General features: G+C 70.8%; 23 protein-coding genes. 9 read left to right on the top strand and 14 right to left on the bottom strand.

All coding sequences use genetic code 11. The annotated features are described in order from the left end of the window. Positions 1–38: 38 nt before the first annotated feature. A complete protein-coding gene (locus DEJ11_RS13945) occupies positions 39–677 on the bottom strand; it encodes a TetR/AcrR family transcriptional regulator (protein WP_027466131.1) in 639 nt (212 codons plus the stop codon). A gap of 184 nt (positions 678–861) precedes the next feature. On the opposite strand from DEJ11_RS13945, the gene DEJ11_RS13940 reads away from it, so the two are divergent. Continuing rightward, a complete protein-coding gene (locus DEJ11_RS13940; RefSeq protein WP_111104307.1) occupies positions 862–2,343 on the top strand; it encodes a mannitol dehydrogenase family protein in 1,482 nt (493 codons plus the stop codon). Between the two features lie 160 nt (positions 2,344–2,503). On the opposite strand, the gene DEJ11_RS13935 is transcribed toward DEJ11_RS13940, so the two are convergent. Beyond that, positions 2,504–3,061, bottom strand: coding sequence for a GNAT family N-acetyltransferase (locus DEJ11_RS13935; RefSeq protein WP_111104305.1), 558 nt, complete (start codon positions 3,059–3,061; stop codon positions 2,504–2,506). A gap of 183 nt (positions 3,062–3,244) precedes the next feature. Between DEJ11_RS13935 and bla the strand changes: the two genes are divergently transcribed. Next, positions 3,245–4,048: a class A beta-lactamase gene (gene bla / locus DEJ11_RS13930; RefSeq protein ID WP_258375490.1), complete on the top strand. Its 804-nt coding sequence runs from the start codon at positions 3,245–3,247 to the stop codon at positions 4,046–4,048. A gap of 32 nt (positions 4,049–4,080) precedes the next feature. Here bla and DEJ11_RS13925 read toward each other — a convergent pair whose 3' ends face one another. From DEJ11_RS13925 to DEJ11_RS13910, 4 genes are all read right to left on the bottom strand, one after another. Then, entirely contained in the window at positions 4,081–5,070 is a 990-nt protein-coding gene (locus DEJ11_RS13925; protein ID WP_111104302.1) for an alpha/beta hydrolase, read from the bottom strand. Between the two features lie 91 nt (positions 5,071–5,161). Next, entirely contained in the window at positions 5,162–5,353 is a 192-nt protein-coding gene (locus tag DEJ11_RS13920; RefSeq protein WP_111023553.1) for a hypothetical protein, read from the bottom strand. A 55-nt stretch (positions 5,354–5,408) separates the two neighbouring features. After that, complete coding sequence (locus DEJ11_RS13915; protein WP_220038335.1) at positions 5,409–5,978, bottom strand: GNAT family N-acetyltransferase; 570 nt, start codon at positions 5,976–5,978, stop codon at positions 5,409–5,411. Positions 5,979–6,054: 76 nt separating this feature from the next. Further along, entirely contained in the window at positions 6,055–6,291 is a 237-nt protein-coding gene (locus DEJ11_RS13910; RefSeq protein WP_111104300.1) for a hypothetical protein, read from the bottom strand. 158 nt (positions 6,292–6,449) lie between these two features. On the opposite strand from DEJ11_RS13910, the gene DEJ11_RS13905 reads away from it, so the two are divergent. Next, a complete protein-coding gene (locus DEJ11_RS13905; protein WP_258375488.1) occupies positions 6,450–8,504 on the top strand; it encodes a transglycosylase domain-containing protein in 2,055 nt (684 codons plus the stop codon). Positions 8,505–8,585: 81 nt separating this feature from the next. Here DEJ11_RS13905 and DEJ11_RS13900 read toward each other — a convergent pair whose 3' ends face one another. From DEJ11_RS13900 to DEJ11_RS13885, 4 genes are read right to left on the bottom strand one after another with little or no spacing between them, the layout of a single operon-like run. Next, the gene (locus DEJ11_RS13900) at positions 8,586–9,605 is read right to left on the bottom strand and encodes an ABC transporter substrate-binding protein (protein WP_111032867.1); all 1,020 of its coding nucleotides are present in this window, start codon (positions 9,603–9,605) and stop codon (positions 8,586–8,588) included. 11 nt (positions 9,606–9,616) lie between these two features. After that, positions 9,617–10,540 (bottom strand): ABC transporter ATP-binding protein, encoded by a 924-nt coding sequence (locus DEJ11_RS13895; RefSeq protein WP_111104299.1) that lies wholly within the window; start codon positions 10,538–10,540, stop codon positions 9,617–9,619. Further along, positions 10,537–11,688 carry a FecCD family ABC transporter permease gene (locus DEJ11_RS13890; RefSeq protein ID WP_111104330.1) on the bottom strand — a complete coding sequence of 384 codons (1,152 nt, stop codon included), beginning with the start codon at positions 11,686–11,688 and terminating at the stop codon, positions 10,537–10,539. The genes DEJ11_RS13895 and DEJ11_RS13890 overlap by 4 nt, the downstream gene beginning before the upstream one ends. A gap of 11 nt (positions 11,689–11,699) precedes the next feature. Then, positions 11,700–12,803, bottom strand: coding sequence for a FecCD family ABC transporter permease (locus DEJ11_RS13885; RefSeq protein WP_246566063.1), 1,104 nt, complete (start codon positions 12,801–12,803; stop codon positions 11,700–11,702). 28 nt (positions 12,804–12,831) lie between these two features. Here DEJ11_RS13885 and DEJ11_RS13880 point away from each other — a divergent pair, with 28 nt between their 5' ends. Further along, complete coding sequence (locus DEJ11_RS13880; RefSeq protein ID WP_111104298.1) at positions 12,832–13,662, top strand: siderophore-interacting protein; 831 nt, start codon at positions 12,832–12,834, stop codon at positions 13,660–13,662. 799 nt (positions 13,663–14,461) lie between these two features. On the opposite strand, the gene DEJ11_RS13875 is transcribed toward DEJ11_RS13880, so the two are convergent. The 3 genes from DEJ11_RS13875 to DEJ11_RS13865 form a co-directional block, all read right to left on the bottom strand. After that, a complete protein-coding gene (locus DEJ11_RS13875) occupies positions 14,462–15,373 on the bottom strand; it encodes a carbohydrate ABC transporter permease (protein WP_027466145.1) in 912 nt (303 codons plus the stop codon). 1 nt (position 15,374) lies between these two features. Then, positions 15,375–16,346, bottom strand: coding sequence for a carbohydrate ABC transporter permease (locus DEJ11_RS13870; RefSeq protein ID WP_027466146.1), 972 nt, complete (start codon positions 16,344–16,346; stop codon positions 15,375–15,377). Between the two features lie 84 nt (positions 16,347–16,430). Next, positions 16,431–17,786, bottom strand: a complete 1,356-nt coding sequence (locus DEJ11_RS13865) for an extracellular solute-binding protein (RefSeq protein WP_111104297.1) — start codon at positions 17,784–17,786, stop codon at positions 16,431–16,433. A gap of 295 nt (positions 17,787–18,081) precedes the next feature. Here DEJ11_RS13865 and arfA point away from each other — a divergent pair, with 295 nt between their 5' ends. Further along, entirely contained in the window at positions 18,082–19,587 is a 1,506-nt protein-coding gene (gene arfA, locus DEJ11_RS13860) for an arabinosylfuranosidase ArfA (RefSeq protein ID WP_111104296.1), read from the top strand. A 486-nt stretch (positions 19,588–20,073) separates the two neighbouring features. Here arfA and DEJ11_RS13855 read toward each other — a convergent pair whose 3' ends face one another. Further along, positions 20,074–21,099, bottom strand: a complete 1,026-nt coding sequence (locus DEJ11_RS13855; RefSeq protein ID WP_181440873.1) for a LacI family DNA-binding transcriptional regulator — start codon at positions 21,097–21,099, stop codon at positions 20,074–20,076. A gap of 196 nt (positions 21,100–21,295) precedes the next feature. Between DEJ11_RS13855 and DEJ11_RS13850 the strand changes: the two genes are divergently transcribed. The 4 genes from DEJ11_RS13850 (at position 21,296) to DEJ11_RS13835 (ending at position 26,608) form a co-directional block, all read left to right on the top strand. Next, positions 21,296–22,240 carry a carbohydrate ABC transporter permease gene (locus DEJ11_RS13850; protein ID WP_027466150.1) on the top strand — a complete coding sequence of 315 codons (945 nt, stop codon included), beginning with the start codon at positions 21,296–21,298 and terminating at the stop codon, positions 22,238–22,240. Next, entirely contained in the window at positions 22,237–23,208 is a 972-nt protein-coding gene (locus tag DEJ11_RS13845) for a carbohydrate ABC transporter permease (protein ID WP_027466151.1), read from the top strand. The genes DEJ11_RS13850 and DEJ11_RS13845 overlap by 4 nt, the downstream gene beginning before the upstream one ends. A gap of 97 nt (positions 23,209–23,305) precedes the next feature. Further along, positions 23,306–24,640 (top strand): ABC transporter substrate-binding protein, encoded by a 1,335-nt coding sequence (locus DEJ11_RS13840; protein ID WP_181242986.1) that lies wholly within the window; start codon positions 23,306–23,308, stop codon positions 24,638–24,640. A 138-nt stretch (positions 24,641–24,778) separates the two neighbouring features. Continuing rightward, complete coding sequence (locus DEJ11_RS13835) at positions 24,779–26,608, top strand: glycoside hydrolase family 35 protein (RefSeq protein WP_111104294.1); 1,830 nt, start codon at positions 24,779–24,781, stop codon at positions 26,606–26,608. Positions 26,609–26,622: the final 14 nt, after the last annotated feature.

Here is a 26,622-nt window from a genome sequence, read left to right as displayed (position 1 = left end):
GCCGGTGGACCCCTGGGGGATGAGGAGGTGGAGCGGTGTCAGTCGTCGGCCATGTAGCCGCTGCGGACGCTGTGCACGAGTCGTGCGAGCAGGTCGTCCCACGCGTCGAGCGCCGGCTGGTCGAGCTCGGGGCCGGACGTCGCCAGCCAGTGCTCCGCGATGACGACGATGCCGCTCATGAGCGACTCGACGAGCAGTGCAGCGTCCAGGGGGTCGGCGGCCGGGTAGCGCCGGGCGACCTCGTGCCGGAGTCGTTCGGTCACCCGCGAGAACGCCGTCTGGGTCAGGACCGCGGCCTTCGGGTCGTCCTTGCCGGGGTCGCCGAGGATCCGGTACATGCTGGCGATCGCCGGAGCCAGGTCGGCACCGCGGGCGGCGGACTCGAGCTCGTCGAACATCGACGCCCGGCTGCCGTCGCCCACCGGGGTCCGGGCCATGTCGGCGAGGAACCGGTCGATGATGACGGACAGCTCCTGCTCGCACACGGCCAGCAGGACCTCGTCGAGCGAGGCGAAGTGGTTGAACACGGTGCGCCGGGCGATGTCGGCCCGGGCGGCGAGGTCGTCCACGCTGAAGTCCCGGCCGCCGCGCTCGTCGATCAGGTCGCGAGCGGCCTGCAGGATCGCCGCACGGTGCTTCGCCTTGAGGGCAGCACGGCGGTCGGTCGCGATGGTCACGAGATGGAACACTAGGTGCATCGATGCACTCGGTGCAACGAGGTTGAGTGCATCCCCAGGTTCGTCCCCCGGTGCAGAACGTCTGTGCTGCACCGCTGTTCAGTCGGAGGTACCGGGTGCCAGACTGGCGGGACGAACCGCTGCGTCACCGCCCGCGGATCCGCCACCGTACGAAGGAGTACCGATGCCCGTCCGCCTGTCCCCGGAGACCCTCGACGAGATCGCCGCGAGCGGTGTCGCCGTGCCCACCTACGACCGCGACGGCATCACCGCCGGCATCGTCCACTTCGGCGTCGGCGGGTTCCACCGCGCGCACCAGGCGATGGTGGTCGACCGGCTCCTGCAGCGAGGCGAGGCCCGCGAGTACGGTATCTGCGGCGTGGGCGTGCTCGAGCAGGACCGTCGGATGGCGACCGCGATGGCCGAGCAGGGCGGCCTGTACACGCTCGTCCTCAAGCACCCGGACGGCACCCGTGAGTCACGCGTCGTCGGCAGCATCGTCGAGTACCTGCTCGCCGTCGACGACCCGGACGCCGTCGTCGAGAAGATGGCGCACCCGGACACCAGGATCGTCAGCCTGACCATCACCGAGGGCGGCTACAACTTCGACCACGTCACCGGCGAGTTCGTCGCCGACGAGCTCGGCGTCGCGGCCGACCTGCGCGGCGACGGCCCGCCCCGCACGGTGTTCGGCCTGGTGGTCGAGGCACTGCGCCGCCGGCGGGACCGCGGCCTCGACCCGTTCACCGTGATGTCCTGCGACAACATCCAGGGCAACGGGCACGTCGCACGGTCGATGTTCACCGCCTACGCCCGGCTGCAGGACCCGGCCTTCGCGGACTGGATGGACGAGCACGTGGCGTTCCCGAACTCGATGGTCGACCGCATCACCCCGGTCACCGCCGACGAGGACCGCGCCTGGGTCCGCGACGAGCTCGGCATCGACGACGCCTGGCCCGTCGTCGCCGAACCGTTCTTCCAGTGGGTGCTTGAGGACGACCACCCCGCCGGCCGGCCGCCCTACGAGGACGCCGACGTCCAGCTCGTCGACGACGTCGAGCCGTACGAACTCATGAAGCTCCGACTCCTCAACGCCAGCCACCAGGGGCTCTGCTACTTCGGCTACCTGTCCGGGTACCGCTACGCGCACGAGGCCACGCAGGACCCGGCGATCGCGACCTTCCTGCGCCGCTACATGGACGACGAGGGCACGCCGACGCTGCACCCGGTGCCCGGCATCGACCTGGAGGACTACAAGTCGACCCTGATCGAGCGCTTCCAGAACCCCGAGGTGCGCGACACCCTCGCCCGGCTCTGCGCCGAGTCGAGCGACCGGATCCCGAAGTGGCTGCTCCCCGTCGTGCGCGAGAACCTGGCCGCCGGCCGACCCGTCACGCTGTCCGCCGGCATCGTCGCGTCGTGGGCCCGCTACGACGAGGGCACCGACGAGTCCGGTGAGCCCATCGAGATCGTCGACCGGCTCGCCGAGCCCCTGCACCGCATCGCCCTGACCCAGCGCGACGACCGCCTCGCCTTCATCGCGAACCGCCAGGTCTTCGGCGACCTGGTCGACGACGAACGGTTCGTCGCCGCGTACCGCGACGCCCTGGACGGGCTCATCGCGGACGGTGCACACGCCACCGTGGAGCGCCTGTCACGGTCCTGAGACGCGACCGACCGACGGACGGGAGGCCCGTGGCGGCGCCGCCACGGGCCTCCCGTCCGCCTGCTGCCCGCGTGACGGGCGCGGGACGGCGGTTCGTCTCCGCACGATGACGGTTCCGGTTCGCGAACCCCGAGGATCGTGAACCAGAACCGTCAGCCGCTCACCGCGCGACGTCGTCCCACGGCAAGGGAGTGGTCTCGCCCGTCTCCCAGTCGCGGCGCAGCACGCCGTAGCCGACCGACCCGACGGCCGGGCCGCCGTCGACGGGCCACGCCTCGCGGTAGTGGGCCTCCTGTACCCAGCCGGCACGGACGAAGACCCGGCGCATGGCGGTGTTGTCCTCGCGGGTCTGGCCCTCGAAGCGCGTGATCGCCGGCATCGTCGTGAACACGTGGTCGGTCACCGCACGCAGGGCGGGGACCCCGAGGCCGCGGCCCCGGAACCGACCGGCCAGGCGCAGGTCGAACAGGGGGACGGGGTCGGCCAGGTCCTCGAGGCGGACCAGACCGATGCGGCCGTGGTCGTCGTGGTCGAGCCAGGAGGTGTCGTGCTCGTCGTCGCGGTAGGCGCCGGAGTCGACGGCGCTCGCCGCGTCGGCCGCGCTGATGCGCCGTCGGACGTGGAACGGGAACTCCTCGGACGTCAGGAATGCGAGCAACTCCTGGCGGTCGGCGCCGGTGGGGTCCAGGCGGGTGAGGCGGACGGCGGGAGCTGGCATGCCGCTCAGGGTAGTTGCACGGTCATCGGGCAGGCTCGGGGCGTGCGAGGTGGGACGAGGATGACGGCCGCTGCTCTGACGGCGTTGGTGCTGGTCGGGCTGGTGGGGTGCTCCGGCGGCCCGGGCGGGGCGTCGACCGGGCCGACGTCGTCCACGTCAGCGTCTGCGTCTGGGTCGGCTTCGGTGGCGCCGGCGACCGACCCCGCCACCGCGCGGGCCTTCGCGGCGCTGGAGCGGCAGTACGACGCACGGCTCGGGATTGCCGCCGTCGACACCGGGAGCGGTCGGACGATCGTGCACCGTGCGGGGGAGCGGTTCGCCTTCGCGTCGACGGTCAAGGTGTTCATCGCGGCGGCGGTCCTCGACGCCTCGTCCGACGCCGACCTGGCGACCGTCGTGCACTACGACCGCGGCGACCTGCTCGAGTACGCGCCCGTGACGAGCGAGCACGTCGACACCGGGATGACGGTGCGCGAGCTCGTCGACGCGGCGCTCCGCTCCAGCGACAACACCGCGGCGAACCTGCTGGTGGAACGGCTCGGCGGGCCGGACGCCGTCGAGCGGTGGCTGCGCGGCATCGGGGACCGGACGACGAGCGTCGACCGGGTCGAACCCGACCTGAACCAGGCGATCCCGGGTGACCGACGGGACACGACGACGCCGGAGCGGTTCGCGGCGGACCTCCGGACGGTGCTGCTCGGGGACGCCCTCGACGCTGCCGACCGGCGGGTGCTCCGTGAGGCGATGCTCGGCAACACGACCGGGGACGCGACGATCCGTGCCGGGGTGGACCCTTCGTGGCGGGTCGCCGACAAGACCGGCACGGCGTCCTACGGGGTCCGGAACGACATCGCGGTCGTGACGCCGCCGGGGCGCGACCCCGTCGTGCTCGTGGTGATGACGAGCCGCGCCGATGCCGGTGCGGAGCCGTCGGACGCGCTCGTCGCCGCGGCGACCCGCACCGCGGTGGCCGGGCTGTCCGACTGAGTCGCCAGCGTCGCGGGACTGTCGTTGCGGGACTAGCGGAGGGTGCTCGCCCAGCGCCCGATGGCGTCGTACGCCCGTTCCCGCACCTCCGGCGCGGACAGCACGACGTCGTGCAGGGCGCCTTCGAGTCGGCGGACCGTGACCTCCTCGCCGAGGGAGAGCGAGCGGTGCGCCACCGTGTCGACGTTCAGGGCGACGTCGGCCCGCGCCATGCCCGGGTCCCACCGCGGCTGGAGCATGCTCTTGTCGCTCAGCATCACCAGGGTCGGGACCCCGATCCCGAGGCCCTTCTCGACCTGTGCCTGGCCGTCGAACACCGCGGCGAGCCACCCGGGGTGCAGGGGGAAGCCACGCTCCGGCCGCCACTGCTGCTCGTAGGTCCACGACCCCTCGCCCTCGGCCGAGACGGTGCGGGTGTAGAAGCCGGGGTCGACGGCGGGCATCGGCGCGAGGGGGTTCCGGCGGGCACCGAGCTTGATGACCGGTGCGACGATGGCCCGGCCGACCGCGGTGGCCTGGAACTCGAGCCACGGGCTGTTCAGCACGAGGCCGTGCACGAGCTCCGGGTGCCGGGCTGCCCAGAGCGACAGGGTCAAGCCGCCGGTGGAGTGGCCCATCGGGACGAGCCGGCGGCGGTCCGAGCCGGGGTGCTCGGCCGAGATCGCGTCGAGCGCTGCGGCGATGTCCTCGTCGTACACCGCCAGGTCGTCGACCATGCCCGGGGTCTGGTACGGGCGCAGGCTCCGACCGTACTTCCGCAGGTCCAGCGCGTGGAACCGGGCACCGAGCCGCTCGAGGCGCTCGGCGAGCTCCACCTGGAAGAAGTAGTCCGACCAGCCGTGCACGTAGAGCACGTCGACCCCGTGCAGGGGCCCGCGACCGTGCAGCAGCAGGTCCGTCGGGGTGTGCCGGCGGCGGACCAGGGTGGCGACGACGGGTCCCTCGGAGTCGGTGCCGAGCGGCAGTTCGAGCCGCTCGTACGGTGCTCCGAGCACGTCCTCGTGCCACCCCTGGTCCGTCATGCGCCGAGCGTATCCGGCGCTGCTGCGGGTGGTGCTGGTGCGGGGATGTCGCGCGGCACGCCAGATCGTCGCGCTGGCCGTGGCTCGCGGCCTAGCTGCGGGGCGCCCGCACCAGGAACAGCGTGATGGCGCCGAGGACGACCGCGGCGACGATGAGCGCCCAGGCGAGCACGATGACCGGCCCGTCCCAGGGGGTGAAGAGCAGTCCGACCCCGATCACCAGGGCCACGGCGGCGCCGATGAGGGCGAGGCGGTGCGGTCGTACCGGAGCGGTGCGTGTCACGGTTCCCACGGTACGCGCGCCGGGCTGGCAGCGCGGCGTCGAGCGGGTACGCCGGTCACACCGTCGTGCGCATCACCCACCGCCACTTGGCGATGCGGCGGTCGCGCACGAACCCGAACTGCGTGAACAGTTCTTCCGGCCCGGTGTGCAGGTAGGCACCGCGCTGCGGCTTCCGCTCGACCGTCTGCTCCGGGTAGGCCTCGACGGTCCCGCCGCCGGCCCGCCGGATCTGGTCGAGTGCGGTCGTGACCGCAGCGCGTGCGACCCCCTGACCGCGGTGTCGGGACTCCACGAACACGCAGCCGATCCGCCAGTCCGGCGGCGTCGAGGCGTCGCGGGCGTACGCACCGGGGTTCAGGATCGTCGGCAGCTCGACCGGCCGCCCGAACTGGCACCAGCCGACCGCCGTGCCGTCGGCGTAGACGAGCACCTGGTGGTTCGTGCCGTTCCGCACGTGGCGGTGCTTCGCCTCCTGGTGGGACACCGTCGGGTCGGGCGTCCCGCGTGGGCCGTCCGGGTGGAAACCGATGCACCAGCACCCGCCCCACACACCGTTGCTGCGGGTCACGAGCGCGGCGAAGTCGGGCCACGTCTCATCGGTGAGCATCGCCGTCGAGTACTCCATGGGCCGATGATCCTCCGGTCCTGGCGATCCCGCCACCACCGCGACCGTGGTGCTCCGAACGGCGCGCGACCGGTGGTCAGGCTGCGCTGCGCCGGGCGGCGACGAGGCCGGAGACGAGCGCCGCGACGCCGAGCCCGATGCCGACCACGCCGGCGAGTGCGCCGAAGACCATCAGGGCCCCGGCACCGATGTTCGCGCCGCCCTCGCCGGAGTCGTTCGCGTTCGCGTACCCACCGACGAACGATGCCAGGAACGCCACGACGAGGAACGCCGTGCAGAGGATGTGCAGCACACGTGGCGTGATCGGGGTCATGCCCGGATCGTAGCGCGGCGGCGGGGAGCGGATCGCACCGGCACTTTCCCAGCGGACACGACGGTGTTCCGCGGGGAAGTCACGGCGACCGCCCGAGCAGGACTGGGAGCCTCTCCGGACCGCGCCGATGCTGGTGCGACCGAGGGGGGACGGACGACATGACGATGCGACGTGCAGGGGGAGCCGCGCTCGGCTTCGTGGGTGGCAGTGTGCTCGCCGGGTTGCTGGTGAGCGTCGGGGTGACGCCGGTGATCGCGGTCGCCGGCGTCGGCACGACCTCGGCGATCGGGGTGTTCGAGTCACTGCCGGAGGACATCGAGATCGGGCAGCTGCCGCAGCGGAACCAGATCTGGGCGTACCGCGGCGGCGAGCCGGTGCACCTGGCGAACGTGTGGGACCAGGACCGGCAGGAGCTCACGCTCGACCAGATCAGCGACCACCTGGAGCACGCCGCGGTGGACGGCGAGGACAAGCGGTTCTACGAGACCGGCGGTGTCGACGCGACGTCCGTCGTCCGGTCGCTCGTGAGCGTCGCCACGTCCGGGACCGAGGGCGGGTCGGGTGGTTCGACCCTGACGATGCAGCTCGTGCGGAACATCAAGATCCAGCAGGCGAGCGAACTGCCCACGGCCGAGGAGCGCGAGGCCGCGTACGAGGACGCGACCCGGCGGACACCGCAGCGCAAGCTCGCCGAGATGAAGCTCGCGATCAGCCTGGCGAAGCAGTACACGAAGCAGCAGATCCTGGCCGCCTACCTGAACATCGCCTACTTCGGCGACCAGACCTACGGGGTGCAGTCGGCGGCGCAGCACTACTACGGCAAGTCGGCGACCGACCTGACCCCGGCTGAGGCGGCGTCCCTCATCGCGATCGTGCAGTGGCCGGAGCGACGGGACCTGTCGACGCCGGACCACCACCGCGACAACGCCGCGCGGCGGAACGTGATCCTGCGGTCGATGCACGAGCAGGGGCACCTGTCGACCGAGGAGTACCGCACGGCTCGGCTGTCCCGCGTCGCCGACTCCGTGCACCTGACGGCCCCGCAGCAGGGGTGCGAGGCGGTCGAGGTGGGCGCGGAGTTCTTCTGCGACCACGCGGAGACCATCGCCCAGCGGCTCCCGCAGCTCGGCGCGACGAAGCAGCAGCGGGCGGACGCCTGGCGCACCGGCGGGTACCGGATCCAGACCACGCTCGACCTCGACCTGAACGCGGAACAGAAGCGGCTGCTCGACCAGTACGACCCGAAGACCGAGACGCGGCTGGCGCTCGGGGCCACGTTCAACACGGTCGAGGCCGGGACGGGCCGTGTGCTGACGATGGCGCAGAACACCGACCACGACCGGTCGTCCGACGCGCCCCGCACCGCGACCTCGCTGAACTACGCCACCGACCAGGCGGACGGCAGCTCGACGGGGTTCCAGACCGGGTCGACCTACAAGATGTTCACCCTGCTGGCGTGGATCGAGGCCGGCCGCAGCCCGGACACCGTCGTCGACGGCACACCGCACCCGCACAGCGAGTGGACCGCCTGCGGTCGACCCGCCTCGGCGTTCTGGCAGCCGAAGAACGACTCACCCGGGCAGCGTGGTCCGTACTCGGTCCGGTCCGCGACAGCGCAGTCCGTGAACGCGGCGTACCAGTCGATGGCCGAACAGCTCGACCTGTGCGACATCCGCGACGTGGCCGAGCGGCTGGGGGTGCACCTGGCGACCGGTGGCGAGCTGCCCTGGAACCCGGGGTCCCTGCTCGGCACCGAGAGCATCGCCCCGCTGACGATGGCGTCGGCCTACGCCGGCATCGCGAACGGCGGGCGGTTCTGTGCACCCGTCGTGATCGACCAGGTCATCGCCCCCGACGGCGAGGAACTCGGCGGACAACCCCGCACGTGCACGCAGGCGGTGTCGCCGCAGACCGCGGCCACCGCGTTCGACGTCATGCAGGGCGCGTTCCGCGGCGGCACGGCGAGCGGTGGGCAGACCCCCGACGGCGCGACCCTGTTCGGCAAGACCGGCACCACGGACGCGGCCGACCAGGTGTGGCTGGTGGGCGGGACCTCGCGTGCCGTCACCGCCTACTGGCAGGGCAACACGGACGGCGCGAAGCACAACCTGCGGTCGTTCTCCAACGGTCAGGGCGGCACCTACGCGGGGTCGCGCGCGGCCGTCTGGCGCGACGCGCAGACGGCGGTGAACGCGGCGCTGCCGGCCGGCTGACGGCCCGGAACGCAACCACCAACGGCCTGGAGGCGCGGTGCCAGCTGGCACCGCGCCTCCAGGCCGGTTCTCGGTTGCGTCCTACGACAGCTTCTTGCTGTCCTCGAGCCAGCCCGCGAGCTTGGTCATGTAGTCGGCCTGCGACGCGTAGTCGAGGGCCGGGAACGTCCAGCTGTGGACCTGGCCCGCCTCGAGCGCGGCGTTGTCGGCGAAGGTCGGCTGCTTCTCGAGGTCGGCGACCTGGTAGCCCTGCTGCGACAGCAGCAGCACGTCACCGGTGATCTGGCCGGCGTTCTCCCACGAGTAGATGCCCCAGTAGAAGCCCTCGGGCTTCGGGTTGACGAAGTCGACCCCGTACGACGCGTACATCTGCAGCGACGGCTCGTCGGTCGGGCGGGTGACGTACGCGCCGTCACCGTCGGCGTACATCGAGACGACCGACAGGTCCTTCTCCTTCGAGACCTTCTCGAGCTCGTCGGCCGCGGTGTCGAAGCGCTCCTCGGCGGCGTCGACCGTCGACTCCTTCGCACCGAGGGACTCGGACAGTTCGGCGATCTTCTCGATGACGTCCTCGCCCTTGCCGCCCCACTTCACCTGGACGACCGGCGCGATGGCCTCGATCTGCTTCTCCTGCGCCTTGTCCTTGAAGCCGTAGCCGGGCTGCTTCGTGTCGAGCGTGCCCTTGGCGTCGGTCGGGTAGACCGAGGTGACGACGAGGTCGGGCTTGAGCGCGGCGAGCTGCTCGAGGTCGATGTCGCCGTAGGCGGTGCCGAGCTGCGTGATGCCGTCGGTGTCGAGGCCCTTGAACCGGGCGTCCTTCGCCATCGTCAGCTGCCCGAAGGTGCCGACGGGCTTCAGGCCGTACTCGATGAACGACAGGGCGATGTCGTTCAGCACGACGACGCGCTTCGGCGTGTGGTCGACCTTCACGGTGGCGCCCGTGGCGTCCTCGTACGACCATGCCTTCGACGCGGCGGTGCCGCCGTCGGAGTCGGAGTCGTTCGAGTTGCCGGTGCTCGAGCAGCCGGTCAGGAGGAGTGCCGAGACGGTCACGGAGGTCAGGAGGGCGGCGCGCAGGTGGCCACGTCGGGAGGTCTTCACGTTAGGAGAGGCTAACCTAAGTTCGCGGTACTCGCCAGCACGTCTTCGGTTTTCGCCGGGACCGTGTGCTCGGTCCGGGCGCTGGGGGCCGTGTGCTCCGTCGGGGCGCTCGGGACGGGGTCGTGCTCGTCCGCCTCGGGCACGATCATCGGTGCACCGGTCACCGGGTCGGGGAACACCTGGGCGTGCAGGCCGAACGCGTGCTCGAGCAGTGCCGGGGTGAGGACGTCGTGGGGGGTGCCGTCGGCCACGACCCCGCCGTCGTGCAGCACCACGAGCCGGTCGGAGTACCGCGCCGCGAGCGACAGGTCGTGCAGCACCATCACGATCGTCGACCCCTGCTCGCGGTTCAGCCGCCGGACGAGCCGCAGGACCTCGAGCTGGTGCGCGAGGTCGAGGTAGGTGGTCGGCTCGTCGAGCAGGAGCGTCTGGGCCTGCTGCGCGACGACCATGGCGATCCAGGCGCGCTGGCGCTGCCCGCCGGACAGGCTCGTGACGTCGCGGTGGGCGACCTCGGTCAGGCCGGTGGCGGCGATCGCCTCTTCGGCGACGGCGGCGTCCTCGGCGGTCCACGGCTTCGCCCACGACTGGTGCGGGTTCCGGCCGCGCATCACGAGGTCGAGCACGCTGGTGCCAGCGGGTGCGACGGGGGACTGCGGCAGGATCGCGAGCTTGCGGGCGACCTGGCGGTTCGGCTCCCTGCGGATCGGGGTGCCGTCGAGCATGACCTCACCGGCCTGCGGCTTGAGCACGCGGCCGAACGCCTTGAGCAGGGTCGACTTGCCGCAGCCGTTCGCGCCGAGGAACGTCGTGACGGTGCCGCGTTCGATGCGCAGGTCCAGGTCGCGCAGCACGGGCTGGCGGTCGTAGCCGACGGACAGGCCCGTGGCTTCGAGGACGGGGGTGTCGTGCTGGTGCTGGTGTGGTGCTGTCATCGGGACATCTCCTTGCGGTGACGGACGAGGAGCCAGATCAGGTACGGCGCCCCGATCACGGTGGTGATGATGCCGACCGGCACCTGCCACGGGAACGCGGAACGGGACAGCAGGTCGGCGGCGAGCACGAGCACGGCGCCGAGGGCACCGGCGAGCAGCAGCGGCGGCCGGTTCGTGCCGGCGAGCCGGAGCCCGACCTGCGGGACGACGAACGCGACGAAGCCGACCGGTCCCGCGGCTGCCACGGCGGCGGCGGTCAGCACGACCGCGAGCGCGATGACGAGCAGCCGGTGCCGCTGGACGCCGAGTCCGACGCCCGTCGCGACCTCGTCGCCGAGCTGCCCGATGCCGAGGGCCGCACTCGTCGCGAGCGCGATCGGCACCGCGACGACCGCCACCACGAGCAGCGGCCAGACGCTCTCCCACGAGGTGCTCGACAGGCTGCCGACGAGCCACTGGGACGCCGCGGTGGCGACGGTGATCTTCGCGCGGACGAGCAGGTAGCTCGTCACCGCGTCGAGGGTCGCGCTCACGCCGATGCCGACCAGCACGAGCCGGTAGCTCTGCACGCCGCCGCGCCAGCCCAGGCCGTACACCAGGACCGCAGCGACCAGGGCACCGATCGTCGCGGCCACCGGGATCCCGCCACCGAGCACCAGGGACGACACCGAGTACGTCCCGCCGCCGAGGACGATCGCCGCGACCGCACCGACGCTCGCGCCCGCCGTGACACCGATGATGTCCGGGGTGCCGAGGGGGTTGCGGGTGAAGGTCTGGGTGAGCGCGCCGGCGACCCCGAGCGTCAGGCCGACGAGTGCGCCGGTGAGCACGCGGGGCAGGCGCAGGGTGGTGATGATGAAGGCGTCCGGCCCGGACTCCAGGCCGAGCAGGGACCGGATGACGACCCCGGGGGCGATCCACGTCGATCCGACCGCTGTCCCGATGACGATGAGCACCAGGACGGTGGCGAGCGACCCGACCGTGTACCAGAACACCCGGGGGCGCCAGGCGAGGCCGACGGGGCCGATGCGGATGCCGGCGCGGCCGGGGGTGCGAGCGGGGGCGTGCGTGCCCGGCGTGGTGGTCTCGGGCGTGCTGCTGGGCGTGCTTCCGGGCGTGCTGCCGGGCGTGCTGCCGGTGCTGCGCACCGCTGCCCCGCTCACAGCGACACCAGCGATCGGCGACGGGCGACGGCGACGAACACGGGGCCCCCGATGACGGCGAGCACGATGCCGACCTCGACCTCGGAGAACCCGCCGATCAGACGACCGATGACGTCGGCGAGCAGCACGAGGGCGGCGCCGACCAGACCGGAGACCGGCAGGGTCCAGCGGTGTCCGGTGCCGACGAGTGCGCGGGCGACGTGCGGCACCGTCAGGCCGACGAAGCCGATCGGGCCGGCAGCAGCGGTCGCCCCGGCTGCGAGCAGCGTGATCCCGCCCAGGCCGACGAGCCGCGCGACGAGCACGTTCTCGCCGAGCCCCTTCGCCAGCTCGGACCCGAGCCCCAGGGCGTCGAGGGCGCGGACGTTCAGCACCGCGAGCACGAGCCCGGCGGCCAGGAACGGCCACACCGCCCCGAGGATGTCGAGCTGCCGTGCCGCGAGGGACCCGACGACCCAGAGTCGGTACGCGTCGAGCGAGGCCTGGTCGGTCAGCACGACGAAGGAGGTCAGGGCGGCGAGCAGTGCCGAGACCGCGGCCCCGGCGAGGGCGAGCGGCACCGGACTGGCGGTGCCACTGCCGGCGATGGTCACCGAGAAGACGACGACGCTGGCGACCAGGGCCCCGACCAGGGCGAACCACACGGTCGCGCTCGTGCTCGTCACCCCGAACACGTAGACGCCGAGCACCACCGCGAGTCCCGCACCCGACGAGACCCCGAACAGGCCGGGGTCGGCGAGTGGGTTGCGGGTGTGTCCCTGCATGAGCAGTCCGGCGATGCCGAGGGCTGCCCCGACCGCAGCACCGATGAGCGTGCGCGGGATGCGGGAGCCCCACACGATCGCCTCGTCGGTGCTCGACCCGGAGCGGGTGAGCCCCGCCCACACCTCGGCGACACCGATGCGGTTGCTGCCGAGCAGCATGCTCGCCACGGCGACGAGCACCAGGGCGACGACGAGCCCGACGATCACCGCGGTCCGCCGCCGCATCGCGGTCCGGTGGACGCCGAGGGCACGGGACGCGTCGCCGTCTCGGGCGCTGGACGCGACGGGTTCGGGGGCCTCCGGACCGGAAGCCAGAACGGGATTGGGGGCTGGCACGGAAGTCATCTTAGGTTAGCCTTGCCTCATGGCGAAGACCCCGCGGCTCCTGCCGACGAACCCCCGGCTCTTCCGCGCCCGTGTCCTCCGGACCCAGCGGGTGACCCCCTCGATGCAGCGCGTCACCGTCACCGGGGACGACCTGCACGAGTTCGGCTACCTCGGTTTCGACCACTGGTTCCGCCTGTTCGTCCGACGCCCCGACCAGGACACCTTCCGGATGCCCGACCTGGACGGCAAGAAGTGGTGGCCGACGTTCCTCGGCATCCCCGAGGACATCCGCCCCCACTGCGCGAACTACACCGTCGCCGCCTACCGCCTGCTCGCCGACGGCACCGCCGAGCTCGACATCGACTTCGTCGTGCACCTGGACCACCGCGGTCAGCTCGAGGGCCGTGCCGCGATCTGGGCCTGCTCCGCCCGCCCCGGCGAAGAGCTCGCGATGCTCGACCAGGGCTGCATCTTCGACGTCCCCGCCGGCACCAGCGAGGTCATCGTCGCCGCCGAGGAGACCGGCCTGCCCGGCATCGTCGGCATCGCTGCCTCGTTGCCGCGCGACACCGTCGGCCGCATCATCCAAGAGGTCCCGACCCCCGCCGACATCCGCGACCTCGACGCCCCCACCGGCGTGCAGGTGACGTGGATCGTCCGGCAGCCCGGCGCCGTCCCCGGCAGCGGGGCCCTCGCCGAACTGCAGCGGCACGTGCCGTCCGACGACCAGGGGTACGCGTTCGTCGTGGGGGAGTCGCGACTCGCAACGGAGGGCCGCCGCCACCTGCACCGTGCGGGCCTGCCGAAGTCCCGCATCACGTTCTCCGGGTTCTGGAAGCACGAGACGAAGGTCTCCGTCCCCGCCTGACCCGTGCGCTGCCTGGCAGGTACGCCCGTTCCCGCCAGGTACGCCCGGTCTTTCCCCTTGCGCGCGCGATGCCTGGTGCTTTCGGGCGTACCACCACGGAACTTCCAACCAGGCATGCCCGGTTCCGCCAGGTATGCCCGTTCCCGCCAGGTGCGCCCGGTCCTTCCCTTGGCGTGCGCGATGCCTGGTGCTTTCGGGCATATCACCACGGAACTTCCGACCGGGTATGCCCGGTTCCGCCAGGCGCGCCCGTTCCCCCTAGGTATGCCCGTTCCCGCCAGGTACGCCCGGTTCTGCCAGGTACGCCCGGTTCTTCCCCTGGCGTGCGCGATGCCTGGTGCTTTCGGGCGTACCACCAGGGAACTTCCGACCAGGTATGCCCGGTTCGGCCAGGTGTGCCCGCTCTGCACAGGTACGCCCGTTCCCGCCAGGTACGCCCGGTTCTTCCCCTGGCGCCCGCGATGCCTGGTGCTTTCGGGCATACCACCAGGGAACTTCTGCCCAGGTACGCCCGGTTCCGGCAGGTACGCCCGTTCCCGCCAGGTACGCCCGGTCCCGCCAGGTACGCCCGGTTCCGCCAGGTACGCCCGGTTCCGCCAGGTACGCCCGGTTCTTCCCCTGGCACCCGCGATGCCTGGTGCTTTCGGGCGTACCGCCACGGAACTTCCGACCGGGTACGCCCGGTTCCGCCAGGTACGCCCGAAAGCGCCAGCCGCGCCGCGCCCGCGACGCGACCAACGGACGGACGGGAGGCCCGGTGCCAGCTGGCACCGGGCCTCCCGTCCGTGGTGGGGTGGCGTCAGCCCTTGAGGCCCGAGCCCGTCACGCCCTCCACGATCTGCCGCTGGAAGATCAGGTAGAGGATGATCAGCGGCAGCGCCGCGAGGATCGCACCGGCCTGGATGTCGGCGTAGCGCTGCCCGAAGCTGCCCTGGACCGTGGCGAGCCCGACCGGGATCGTCATGAGGTCCGGGTTGGACAGCACGAACAGCGGCAGCAGCAGGTTGTTCCACACCCCGACGAAGGTCAGGATCGTCACGGCCGCGATCACGGGACGCGACAGCGGCAGGATGACCGACCAGTAGACCTTCCAGATGCCGGCGCCGTCGATGCGCGCGGCCTCTTCCAGCTCCTTGGGGATGCCGTCGAAGAACTGCTTGAAGATGAACACCGCGATCACGGCGGGCACCTGCGGGAAGATCACCGACCAGTAGGTGTTGAGCAGGCCGACCGCGTTGAGCTCCTGGAAGATCGGGATGATCAGCACCTGCGTCGGGATCATGATCCCGAGGATGATGAGCAGGAACGCGATGTTGCGGCCGCGGAACACCAGCCGCGACAGGGCGAACGCCGCCATCGACGCGAACAGCACGGTGAGTGCCGCCGTGACGACGCTCGTGATTGCGCTGGCGAGGTACCAGTTCCAGATGTCGCCGGCCTGGAACAGCGACGAGTACGAGTGCAGCGTCGGGTTCCAGTTCGACAGGATCGCGTTCGCGCCGAGGGCGGCGACGCCGTTGTCGGACAGCGACGTCTTCAGGGCGAACACGCTCGGGATGAGCCAGATGATCGCGAAGATCGTCAGGACGATCCCCGACGCGATCGTGAAGCCGCGACCGCTGACGCCGATCTTCGCGGCGCTCGTCGGAGCGGCGGACGAGACGCCGGTGCGGAGCTTGCGGCCGGTGGTGATGCTCTCGGTGGCGGTCATGTCAGGCCCCGATCTCTCGCTTGGCGGCAGCGCGCTCGACGAGCTGCCGGATGACCGCGATCGCCACGATCACGATGAACAGGAGGACCGACGCGGCCGATGCGGCACCGAGCCGGTTGTCGGTGAAGCCGACGCCCGTGATGAGCTGCAAGGAGACCTGGGTCGAGATGCCCGGCCCGCCGTTCGTCATCAGGTAGACCTGGTCGAAGATCTTCAGGCTCGCGATGATCTGCAGCAGGACGACCAGCGTCGTCGTGCGGCCGAGCAGGGGGAGCGTGATCGACTTGATCTGCTGCCAGTTCGACGCACCGTCGACGGCGGCCGCTTCGTACAGTTCGCGCGGGATCTCCTGCAGACCGGCCAGGTACAGCACGAAGTTGAAGCCGAGGGTCCACCACACCGTGGCGATCGCGACACCGATCATGGCCGTGTTCGGGCTCGACAGCATGCCGGAGCCGGGCGTCATGCCGATCGCCGACTGCAGGCTCGCCCACAGACCGGTGCTCGGCGTGAAGATGAACACCCAGATCAGCGAGATCGTCGCCGACGGCAGGATGAACGGCAGGAAGAACGCCAGACGGAAGAACCACTGCCCGCGGTTCATCCGGTTCGTCAGCACGGCGAACACGAACGCCAGGATGACGAGCGGCGGGGTCGTGTACAGCGTGAACTGCAGCGTGTGCCAGAGCGACGACCAGAAGTCGCTGCGCCCGAGCATCTCGGCGTAGTTCGCGAACCCGGCGAAGCTGCCGAGCCCGGTGCGGACGGTCGAGGTGTTGAAGAAGCTCGTGACGATCATCCAGACCGTCGGGCCGAGCAGGAAGGCCACGTAGAACAGGCCGAACGGGGCGAGGAACAGCCAGCCGCTGCGGCCCTGGCCGCGGTTCACGCTGGAGCCGTAGGAGCGGTTCCGGCGGAGACGCGGCGCGGTGGCCGCGTCGGTCGGCCGGTCGAGGACAGGTGCTGTGGTCACGTCATCGTGCCTTTCGCGCGGTGTTCACGGCGATCGCGGGGGTCGTCTGCCCGGGGTGGTCCGGCCGGGTGGTTGCGTGCCGGGTCACAGGGGGCTCGGGGTGTTGAGGTACGTCGCGAGCTGCGACTTGATGGCGCTGAGGGCCTGCGCTGGGGACGAGCTGCCCTGCTGCACGAGGGCGAGCTGGGCGCCCACCGTGCCCTCGAACGTCGAACCCGACCCGCCGTACCAGGCGGCGTCGTCGAACACGGCGGTCTCGGCTGCGGCCGCGTAGTTCGACTGGGGCGTGAGCTTCTTGTACGCCGCGCTGTCGAACGTCGGGATGTAGGCCGGCACGTGCCCGCCCTCGGCCCACGTCAGGCTCTGCTCGAGCATCTGCTTGATGAAGAGCATGTGCTGCTTGCGCTGCTCCGGCGTGCGGGCCTTCTTCGGCAGGACGAACGTGTGCGAGTCCGCCTGGGTCGCCGGCTTGTCGTAGAGCTGGGGGATCGGCGCCATGCCGAAGTTCAGGCCCTTGATCGACTGCGCGGTGCTGATCTCCCACTCGCCCTGCATGAAGAAGCCGGCCTTGCCGTCGAACATGAGCGACTGCGCGGTGGCGTAGTCGAGGGCCTTGTTCAGCCAGCCCTCCTTCACCCACTTCTGGGTGCGGCTCGTGACCTCGTTGTAGGCGTCCTCGTTGACGGTGAGCTTCGATCCGCCGTCGCTGATGAACGGGGTGGCGTCCTTCAGCTGGTTGTACATGGTCCAGAAGAAGCGCCACGGGGTGGCCGTCTCCGGCACCACGTTCGCGACGTTGAGCGCCGTGCCGCCGGTGACCTTGGCGACCGCGGCGAGGGCCTTCTCGAAGTTGTCCATGCCGTTGAGGTCGACGAGGTTGCCGTCGCCGTCGATCAGGCCGGCCTTCTTGCAGACGTCGACGTTGTAGAAGAGGACGAAGGGGTGGGTGTCCAGCGGGACCGCGATGTTGTTGCCGTCGGTCTTCTGCGCCGCCCAGGCCTTCTGGTTGAAGTCGGCGGCGCTCAGGCCGACGCTCGCCAGGTCGTCGGACGTGATCGGGTCGAGCAGGTCACCGTCCCAGAGCGGCTTCGCGCGGGTCAGGTGCGCGACCGCGACGTCCGGCGGCTTGTTCCCGACGGTCGCCAGTGTCAGCTTCGAGTAGTACGGGTTGCCCCACGCGAACGTGGTGCCCTGCAGCGCGCTCGAGCCGCCGTGCTGCTTCGCGTAGCCGTCCTCCATGGTCTGCATGCGGACGCCGTCGCCGCCGCCGAAGAGGTTCCAGAAGACGAGGGTCTCGGGGTTGAGTGCGCTGCCGGCGAGGCCGGCGGCGAGGGGGCTCGAGCAGGCGGCGAGCGGCAGGACCGTCGCGGCCGCTGCGCCGGCGGCGAGGAAGCCCCGGCGCGAGAGGCGCGACGCGGGTGTTGCGGGTGGGATCGGCATGGCATCACTCCATCGGGATGGGCCGGGCTCGGGAACAGGGTCGGTGCTCCCGCCGGAGCATCGCTGCTCCGGACCCGGAGCACTGCTGCTCCGGACACGGAACGACCTTCCGGTGCTCCGTGAGCGCTCACATTAGCGCTCGCTCCCGGCATCCGCCACCCCTTTCGCGACGGCGTGGAACCCGGTAGCGTTTCGGTCAGGTGAGCGCTCACTTTCGTGACGGCCCGCTTCGGTTCCCGTCCGTGGCCCCACCCGCTCCCCGCACGAACCGCACTGCCACGATCGAAGGAGATCCATGCCCCGCACACACCTCGTCCTCGACGCCGCGTTCACCGTGGGGCCGGTGCGACGTCGCCTGTTCGGCGGGTTCGTCGAGCACCTCGGCCGCCACGTCTACGACGGCATCCACGAGCCCACCCACGAGACCGCCGACGAGCACGGCTTCCGCAAGGACGTCGTCGAACTCGTCAAGGAACTCGGCGTCTCCGCCATCCGCTACCCCGGTGGCAACTTCGTCTCCGGGTACAAGTGGGAGGACGGCGTCGGCCCCGTCGAGCAGCGCCCCCGCCGCCTCGACCTCGCCTGGCACTCGACCGAGACCAACGAGGTCGGCCTGCACGAGTTCCAGCACTGGCTCGACCAGGTCGGCTCGGAGCTCATGCTCGCCGTCAACCTCGGCACCCGCGGCACGCAGGAGGCCATCGAGCTCCTCGAGTACGCGAACATCGACGCCGGGACCGCACTGTCCGAATACCGTCGTTCGAACGGTCGCCAGGAACCCTTCGCCATCAAGATGTGGTGCCTCGGCAACGAGATGGACGGCCCGTGGCAGCTCGGCCACAAGAACGCCGACGACTACGGCAAGCTCGCCGCCATGACCGCCAAGGCCATGCGGCAGATCCAGCCCGACCTCGAGCTCGTCGCCTGCGGTTCCTCCGGGGCGTCGATGCCGACGTTCGGCGAGTGGGAGCGCACCGTCCTCGAGCACACCTACGACGACGTCGACTACATCTCCGCGCACGCCTACTACGAGGAGGACGACGACCTGCCGTCGTTCCTCGCCTCGGGCGCCAACATGGACCACTTCATCAAGACGGTCACCACGGCCGCCGACCACGTCCAGGCGCAGAAGAAGTCCGACAAGCGCATCGACATCTCGTTCGACGAGTGGAACGTCTGGTCGATCAAGAAGTGGGAAGCGAAGGCCAAGACCTTCACGCTCGACGAGTGGCCCGTCGCCCCGCGTCTGCTCGAGGACGTCTACACCGTCGCCGACGCCGTCGTCGTGGGTGGCCTGCTCATCTCGCTGCTCCGGCACGCCGACCGCGTCGCCTCGGCCTCGCTCGCCCAGCTCGTCAACGTGATCGGCCCGATCATGACCGAGCCCGGTGGCCCGGCCTGGCGCCAGACGACCTTCTTCCCGTTCTCGGTCACCTCGCGCCTGGCACAGGGCACCTCGCTGCAGGTCAAGGCCTCTGGTGACACGGTCGACGGTGGCAAGCACGGCGAGGTCCCGGTCGTGGACTCCGCCGCCACCGTGTCCGAGGACGGCAAGGCCGCGGTCTTCCTGATCAACCGCCACCCGTCCGAGCCGACCACGGTGACGATCGACATGGCCGGCATCGGTGCGACGGGTGACGTCCACGCCGAGGGCGTCTGGGACGACGACCTGCACGCCGTGAACGACCTGGAGAACACCTCGCGCGTGGCGCTCCGCACGAACGAGTCGGTCCGCCGCGAGGGCGACACCGTCACGATCGAGCTCCCGCCGGTCTCCTGGACCGCCGTCTCGATCGGCTGACAAAGCGCCTCGGCGCACGCCACGGCGGGCGTCGAGTGAGCACAGAGGACGTCGGGCGCTCGCGCCCGACGTCCTCTGCTCGTTGCGGGGGCGCGGCGGGCGGCGCGAGTTCACGTGCTGGGCGACAGTTCACGGGGTGACGGGCGCGTGGACTGTCGCTGGGCCCGTGACGTGGCCCGCGCGGCGGCCGGGAGGCCCGTGGAGGCCTGGCACCGGGCCTCCCGTCCGGCGCGTGGATGCCAAAGCGACAGGTGGCCGGCAGGGAGACTGGTCAGGTCCGCGAAAGCGACAGTTCTCCACGGACGTTCGGCGCGATTCTGTCGCTTTCGCGGAAAGGGCCGTGGCGTCGCGGCGCGGCGGACGGGAGGCCCGTGGCGGCCTGGCACCGGGCCTCCTGTCCGGCGTGTGCGCGAGTTCACGTGCTGGGCGACAGATCACGGGGGCGTGCGCACGTGATGTGTCGGTGAGCGCGAAACGCGCGCCGCGTCAGCGCGTCGGCGGTGCCGCCGTGCTCGCGCGCTCGACGAGCCGCACCGGCACCAGGTCGGCCGCGACGCTGACCCGCTCGCCGTCGATCTGGGCGAGCAGGTTCGCGACCGCTCGGCGGCCGACCTCGTCGAAGGACTGGTGCACGGTGGTCAGCGGCGGCCAGAACGAGTCGGACTCGGGGGAGTCGTCGAACCCCACCACGCTGAGCGACGACGGCACCGGGCGACCGGACTCGTGGGCGGCGCGCAGGACACCGAGGGCGGTCTGGTCGTTCGCGGCGAAGACCGCGGTGATCTCCGGGCGTGCGGCGATCTCGAGCCCGGCCTCGTAGCCGTGCTCGGTCGTCCAGCCGCCGCGGAACACCGGGGGGACCGGTCGACCGGCGCGCGTCAGGGTGTCCTGCCACGCGGCGAGGCGACGGGCTGCCGAGTACGACGACTCCGGCCCGGCGACGTGCCAGACGGTCTCGTGCCCGAGGTCGAGCAGGTGCTGCGTGGCCTGTCGGGCGCCGTCGGCCTGGTCGGTGTCGATCGCGGGGTGGTCGGTGCTGCCCGTGGAGTCGATGATGACCATCGGCACGCCGTCGGGCAGCACGACCTCGGCGGTGTCGATGATGTGCGATTCGATGATGATCACGACGCCGTCGACGGCCTGTTCGTGCAGGCGCGAGAACGCGGAGCGGACGCCCGCTTCGGTGCGCGAGGCCATGGGCAGCAGGGTGATCGTGAAGTCGGCGACCCCGGCGGCGTCGGCGATCGCCTCGAGCGTGCGCATGTTGCCGAAGGACGCGAGCGTGAACATGATCACGCCGATGGTGCGGAAGCGGCCGGAGCGCAGGGCACGGGCGGCACGGTTGGGCCGGTAGCCGAGGGACTCCATCGCGCGCTGGACGCGGTCGCGGGTCTCCGGGCTGACGTTGTCGAAGCCCCGGGCGACGCGCGAGACCGTCTGCATCGACACTCCGGCGACGTCGGCCACGGCGGCCATCGAGGGGGCGCGGCGGGTGCCGGCGGGGGACTCCATCGTCACGCTGGCGCTCCTTCCGGATCGAGGGGCCGAGCGGTCGGCCTCCCCGGACGCTAGCGCATGTTGACGTTGCCATGCTATCGTCGCGTCGTTCGATGTTGACGTCAACATCGGTGACCGCCCGGACACCCTGATCCGGCCCGGGCCGAGCCGCCGACATCGACCACCCGAACGCAGCAGACGAAGGAGTCACATGAGCACGCTCGCAGCGCGCCCCGGTGAGGCAGCACCGCGCCCCACCGCCGAGCGCCCGGCCGGCCGCCGCCCCAAGCCGCGGGGACGGTTCACCGGATGGCTGTTCGTCGGCCCGTTCGTCGTCGTCCTGGTCCTGATGCTCATCGTGCCGATCGGCTACGCGCTCTGGCTCAGCCTGTTCCGCGACCAGCTCATCGGCGGCAACCAGTTCGTCTGGTTCGCCAACTACGTGCAGCTCTTCCAGGACGCCAAGTTCTGGTCCGGGTTCGGCCGGGTCGCGATCTTCCTGGTCGTCCAGGTGCCGATCATGCTCGGCCTCGCGCTCGTCGCCGCCCTGGCCCTGGACAGCGCCCGACTGTGGGGGACGAGCTTCTTCCGCATCGCGGTGTTCCTGCCCTACGCCGTCCCCGGTGTCGTCGCCGCCCTGATCTGGGGCTTCATCTACGGCAACCAGTTCGGTCTGACGGGCGCCGCGAACGACGCGCTCGGCATCGACCTGCTGCAGCCGTTCAGCCCGAGCTGGGTCCTGACGTCGATCGGCAACGTGGTCACGTGGGAGTTCCTGGGCTACAACATGCTGATCTTCTACGCCGCACTCCGCACCGTCCCCGGTGAGCTGTACGAGGCGGCCGAGCTCGACGGCGCCGGCCCGATGCGCACGGTCTTCTCGATCAAGCTCCCGGCGCTCCGCGGCCCGATGGTCATCGCCACGATCTTCTCGATCATCGGCAGCTTCCAGCTCTTCAACGAGCCGAACCTGCTCAAGACGCTCGCCCCGAACGTCATCGGCAGCGCCTTCACCCCGAACATGTACGCCTACTCGCTGTCCTTCAGCGGTCAGCAGTTCAACTACTCCGCCACGGTCGCGATCGTGATGGGCGTGATCACCGCGGTGATCGCCTACGTCGTCCAGGTCCGCGGCACCCGCGAGGAGAACCGATGAGCACCATCCAGCACCCCGCCGGGCCCGCAGCGGCCACGGTGACCGAGGCGACCACGACGCAACGTGCGCCGCGCACCCGCTCGATCCGCGCCTCCAGGCAGCTCCGCACCGCGGAAGGCGGACGCAAGCCGAAGCGTTCCGGCCTGCTCACCGCGGTCATGGTCGTCTTCGTCGTGTACTCGTTCGCGCCGCTGTTCTACCTGCTCGTGAACAGCACGAAGACGCAGGCGTCGCTGCTCTCCACGTTCGGTCTGTGGTTCGGCGGGGACTTCAACCTCTGGCAGAACATCGTCGACACGCTGACGTACAACGACGGCATCTTCCTGCAGTGGTTCGGCAACACGCTGCTCTACGTCGTCGTCGGTGCCGGCGGGGCCACCCTGCTCGCCACCGTCGCGGGCTACGGCATGGCGAAGTTCCAGTTCCCCGGCCGCCGCGCGGTCTTCGCCGTCGTCCTCGGCGCCATCGCGGTCCCCGGCACGGCCCTGGCGGTCCCGACCTTCCTGCTGTTCTCGCAGGTCGGCCTGACCAACACCCCGTGGGCGATCATCCTGCCCTCGCTGATCAGCCCGTTCGGCATGTACCTGATCTGGACCTACGCGGTCGACGCGATCCCGGCCGAACTGCTCGAGGCCGCCCGCATGGACGGCGCCGGTGAGTTCCGGATCTTCTTCACGATCGCGCTCCGCCTGCTCGCGCCCGGTGTCGTCACCGTCCTGCTGTTCGCGGTCGTCGCGACTTGGAACAACTACTTCCTGCCGCTCATCATGCTGAGCGACCCGAAGTGGTACCCGCTGACGGTCGGCCTGAACCAGTGGAACGCGCAGGCCACCGGGTCCGGCGCGCAGCCGATCTACAATCTCGTCGTCACGGGATCGCTCCTCACGATCATCCCGATCGTGGTCGCGTTCCTCTTCCTCCAGCGCTTCTGGCAGTCCGGCCTCGCGGCCGGGTCGGTCAAGGCCTGACCCCTCGGACACCAGGCGCACGGCGACCCCGCCCCGCGCCGCCCGGTCCGGCACACAGCAGCACCACCCCCTCCACGAAGAAGTGAAAGGCACTCCCATGAACAAGCGTCTCCGGCGCGGGCTCAGCGCCCTCGCCATCGGCGTCACCGCCGCGATCGCCCTCGCCGCGTGCGCCTCCGGCGGCTCCGGCTCCGGCGGATCGGCCGACGACATCGACAAGGCCCTGCAGGACGGTGGCACCCTGACCTACTGGTCGTGGACCCCGTCGGCGAAGGCCCAGGTCGCCGCGTTCGAGAAGCAGTACCCCAAGGTGAAGGTCAAGCTCGTCAACGCCGGCACCGGTGCCGACCAGTACACGAAGCTGCAGAACACGATCAAGGCCGGCTCGGGCGCCCCCGACGTCGCCCAGGTCGAGTACTACGCCCTGCCGCAGTTCGCCCTGTCCGAGTCGCTGCTCGACCTGTCGAGCTACGGCTTCGACTCGCTCGAGAAGGACTTCGCGAAGAGCACCTGGAGCTCGGTGTCGATCGACGGCAAGGTCTACGGCCTGCCGCAGGACTCCGGCCCCATGGCGCTGTTCTACAACAAGAAGGTCTTCGACAAGCACGACATCGCCGTGCCGAAGACCTGGGACGAGTACGTCACCGCGGCCAAGAAGCTGCACGAGGCGGACCCGAAGGCCTACATCGCGGCGGACTCCGGCGACGCCGGCTTCACCACGAGCATGATCGCCCAGGCCGGTGGCACCCCCTTCACCACCGACGGTGACAAGGTGACCATCAACCTGCAGGACGAGGGCACCAAGAAGTGGACGAGCACCTGGAACGAGCTCGTCGAGCAGGGCCTGCTGTCGAAGACGGTCGGCTGGACCGACGACTGGTACAAGCAGCTCGGCAACGGTGAGATCGCCACGATGATCACCGGCGCCTGGATGCCCGGCAACCTGGAGTCCGGCGTCGCCCAGGCCTCGGGTGACTGGCGCGTCGCCCCGATGCCGACCTACGACGGTGGCACCGCCCAGACCGCGAACAACGGCGGCAGCGCCCAGGTCGTCATGAAGCAGTCGAAGAACCCGGCCCTCGCGGCGGGCTTCCTCAAGTGGCTGAACTCCTCGAAGGAGTCCACGAAGGTCTTCATGGAGTCCGGCGGCTTCCCGTCGACCACCGCTGACCTCGACTCGTCGGCGTTCCTCGACGAGAAGCCGGAGTACTTCGGCGGCCAGCAGATCAACAAGGTGCTCGTCGACGCGTCGAAGTCCTCGGACAACGACTTCACCTACCTGCCGTACCAGGTGTACGCGAACAGCGTCTACGCCGACACCGTCGGTCAGGCGTACGAGAACGGCACCTCGCTCGACGCCGGCCTCGAGGCCTGGCAGAAGGCCCTCGCCAAGTACGGCAAGGACCAGGGCTTCACGGTCTCGTCGAAGTAGTTCGACAGCATCCCCGCGGGGCCGTGCGGACACGTCCGCACGGCCCCGCTCCACGCCCGGCCGGGCTCCACGCCCGGCCCGGCTCCACGCCCGGCCCGGCTCCACGCCCGGCCTGGCCGGCAACGAAAGAACCACACCATGCGCTTCGCCATCGGCGACACCGACTTCCTGCTCGACGGCGAGCCGCACCGGGTCCTGTCCGGCGCGATCCACTACTTCCGCGTGCACCCCGACCTGTGGGCCGACCGGATCCGCAAGGCGAAGCTGATGGGCCTCAACACCATCGAGACCTACGTCGCCTGGAACGCGCACGCGCCGTCGCCCGGGGCGTTCGACCTGTCGGGTGGACTGGACCTCGGCCGCTTCCTCGACCTCGTCGCCGCCGAGGGCATGCACGCCATCGTCCGCCCCGGCCCCTACATCTGTGCCGAGTGGACGAACGGCGGCCTGCCGTACTGGTTGTTCGCGGACGGCTCCGTGGGTGTCCGGCGCAACGAGCCCGGGTTCCTCGCAGCGGTCCAGACGTACCTGCAGCACCTGGCCCCCGTGCTGGTCCCGCGGCAGATCGACCAGGGCGGGCCCATCGTCCTGGTGCAGGTCGAGAACGAGTACGGCGCCTACGGCTCCGACCCCGAGTACCTGCGCGCACTCGAGCAGATGCACCGCGACATCGGGCTGACCGTCCCCTTCACGAGCGTCGACCAGCCGATGGGCACGATGCTCGAGGACGGCTCCCTGCCCTCGCTGCACAAGACCGGTTCGTTCGGCTCACGCTCCGCCGCCCGGCTCGAGCGCCTGCGGCAGGCACAGCCCACCGGGCCCCTGATGTGCTCGGAGTTCTGGGACGGCTGGTTCGACAGCTGGGGCGAGCACCACCACACCACGCCGGCGTCCGCCAGCGCGGAGGACCTCGACGTCCTGCTCGCCGCCGGCGGCTCGGTGAACATCTACATGTTCCACGGCGGCACGAACTTCGGCTTCACGAACGGTGCGAACGACAAGGGCGTCTACCGTCCGATCGCGACGTCGTACGACTACGACGCCCCGGTCGACGAGGCCGGCCGGCCGACGTCGAAGTTTCACGCCTTCCGCGCGGTGATCGCGCGCTACGCGCCCGTCCCGCCGCTGCCCGCGACGATGGAGCCTGGTGGGTCGGGTCGCCTCGGTCCCGTGGCCGAGTCCGGCGACGGCCTGGAGGCCCGGATCACCCCCGCCACGGACCTCGCCGTCCGTCTGGACCGCGTCGCGTCGCTCCGTTCCCTGCTGCCCACGCTCACGGCGTGGTCCGCGCACGACGAGCCGCCGACCTTCGACGCCCTCGGAGCCGCGAGCGGCTTCGTCGCCTACCGCGCCGAGGTCGACCTGCCCGCCGGAGGGGTGCTGACCGTCGGCACCGAGGTGCGAGACCGAGCGATCGTGTCGGCCGACGGTGTCGTCGTCGGGGTCCTGGAGCGCGAGCACCACGACCGCGCCATCACCCTGCCGCCGGTGACCGGCACGCTCGAGCTCCTCGTCGAGGACCAGGGCCGCGTCGACTACGGCGTCCGCATCGGCGAGCCGAAGGGCCTGATCGGGGGCGTCTCGATCAACGGCGTCCCGGTGGCCCGCTGGACGGCGTCGCCGCTCGCCCTCGACCCCATCGCGCCGGACGCCGTGAGCGCGCTGTCCGAGGTCGCTCCGACCGGCGGCGACGTGCTCGCCGGGCCGACGTTCGCAGCTGGCTCGTTCGACCTGGACACCGTGGACGACCGGTACCTGTCGCTCGACGGGTTCCGGAAGGGCGTCGCCTGGGTCAACGGGTTCTGCCTCGGTCGGTACTGGTCGCGAGGCCCGCAGCAGACCCTGGCGATCCCGGGGCCGGTGCTCCGCCACGGTCGCAACGAGCTCGTCGTGCTCGAGTTGCACGCCGCCGCGTCCCGCACCGCGTGCCTGCTCGTCGAGCCCGACCTGGGTCACACCGAGGCCTAGTCGCGGGCGCGCGG

The organism is Curtobacterium sp. MCLR17_058 (assembly GCF_003234705.2).
Taxonomy (GTDB): domain Bacteria; phylum Actinomycetota; class Actinomycetes; order Actinomycetales; family Microbacteriaceae; genus Curtobacterium; species Curtobacterium flaccumfaciens.
This window is presented reverse-complemented; position numbering and strand designations above follow the sequence as displayed.

Bases quoted from the DNA above. Each gene is read 5' to 3' on its own strand.
- DEJ11_RS13940 (WP_111104307.1), top strand. From the start codon at position 862: ATGCCCGTCCGCCTGTCCCCGGAGACCCTCGACGAGATCGCCGCGAGC.
- DEJ11_RS13935 (WP_111104305.1), bottom strand. From the start codon at position 3,061: ATGCCAGCTCCCGCCGTCCGCCTCACCCGCCTGGACCCCACCGGCGCC.
- DEJ11_RS13925 (WP_111104302.1), bottom strand. From the start codon at position 5,070: ATGACGGACCAGGGGTGGCACGAGGACGTGCTCGGAGCACCGTACGAG.
- DEJ11_RS13915 (WP_220038335.1), bottom strand. From the start codon at position 5,978: ATGGAGTACTCGACGGCGATGCTCACCGATGAGACGTGGCCCGACTTC.
- DEJ11_RS13910 (WP_111104300.1), bottom strand. From the start codon at position 6,291: ATGACCCCGATCACGCCACGTGTGCTGCACATCCTCTGCACGGCGTTC.
- DEJ11_RS13905 (WP_258375488.1), top strand. From the start codon at position 6,450: ATGACGATGCGACGTGCAGGGGGAGCCGCGCTCGGCTTCGTGGGTGGC.
- DEJ11_RS13895 (WP_111104299.1), bottom strand. From the start codon at position 10,540: ATGACAGCACCACACCAGCACCAGCACGACACCCCCGTCCTCGAAGCC.
- DEJ11_RS13880 (WP_111104298.1), top strand. From the start codon at position 12,832: ATGGCGAAGACCCCGCGGCTCCTGCCGACGAACCCCCGGCTCTTCCGC.
- DEJ11_RS13875 (WP_027466145.1), bottom strand. From the start codon at position 15,373: ATGACCGCCACCGAGAGCATCACCACCGGCCGCAAGCTCCGCACCGGC.
- DEJ11_RS13865 (WP_111104297.1), bottom strand. From the start codon at position 17,786: ATGCCGATCCCACCCGCAACACCCGCGTCGCGCCTCTCGCGCCGGGGC.
- arfA (WP_111104296.1), top strand. From the start codon at position 18,082: ATGCCCCGCACACACCTCGTCCTCGACGCCGCGTTCACCGTGGGGCCG.
- DEJ11_RS13855 (WP_181440873.1), bottom strand. From the start codon at position 21,099: ATGGAGTCCCCCGCCGGCACCCGCCGCGCCCCCTCGATGGCCGCCGTG.
- DEJ11_RS13850 (WP_027466150.1), top strand. From the start codon at position 21,296: ATGAGCACGCTCGCAGCGCGCCCCGGTGAGGCAGCACCGCGCCCCACC.
- DEJ11_RS13845 (WP_027466151.1), top strand. From the start codon at position 22,237: ATGAGCACCATCCAGCACCCCGCCGGGCCCGCAGCGGCCACGGTGACC.
- DEJ11_RS13840 (WP_181242986.1), top strand. From the start codon at position 23,306: ATGAACAAGCGTCTCCGGCGCGGGCTCAGCGCCCTCGCCATCGGCGTC.
- DEJ11_RS13835 (WP_111104294.1), top strand. From the start codon at position 24,779: ATGCGCTTCGCCATCGGCGACACCGACTTCCTGCTCGACGGCGAGCCG.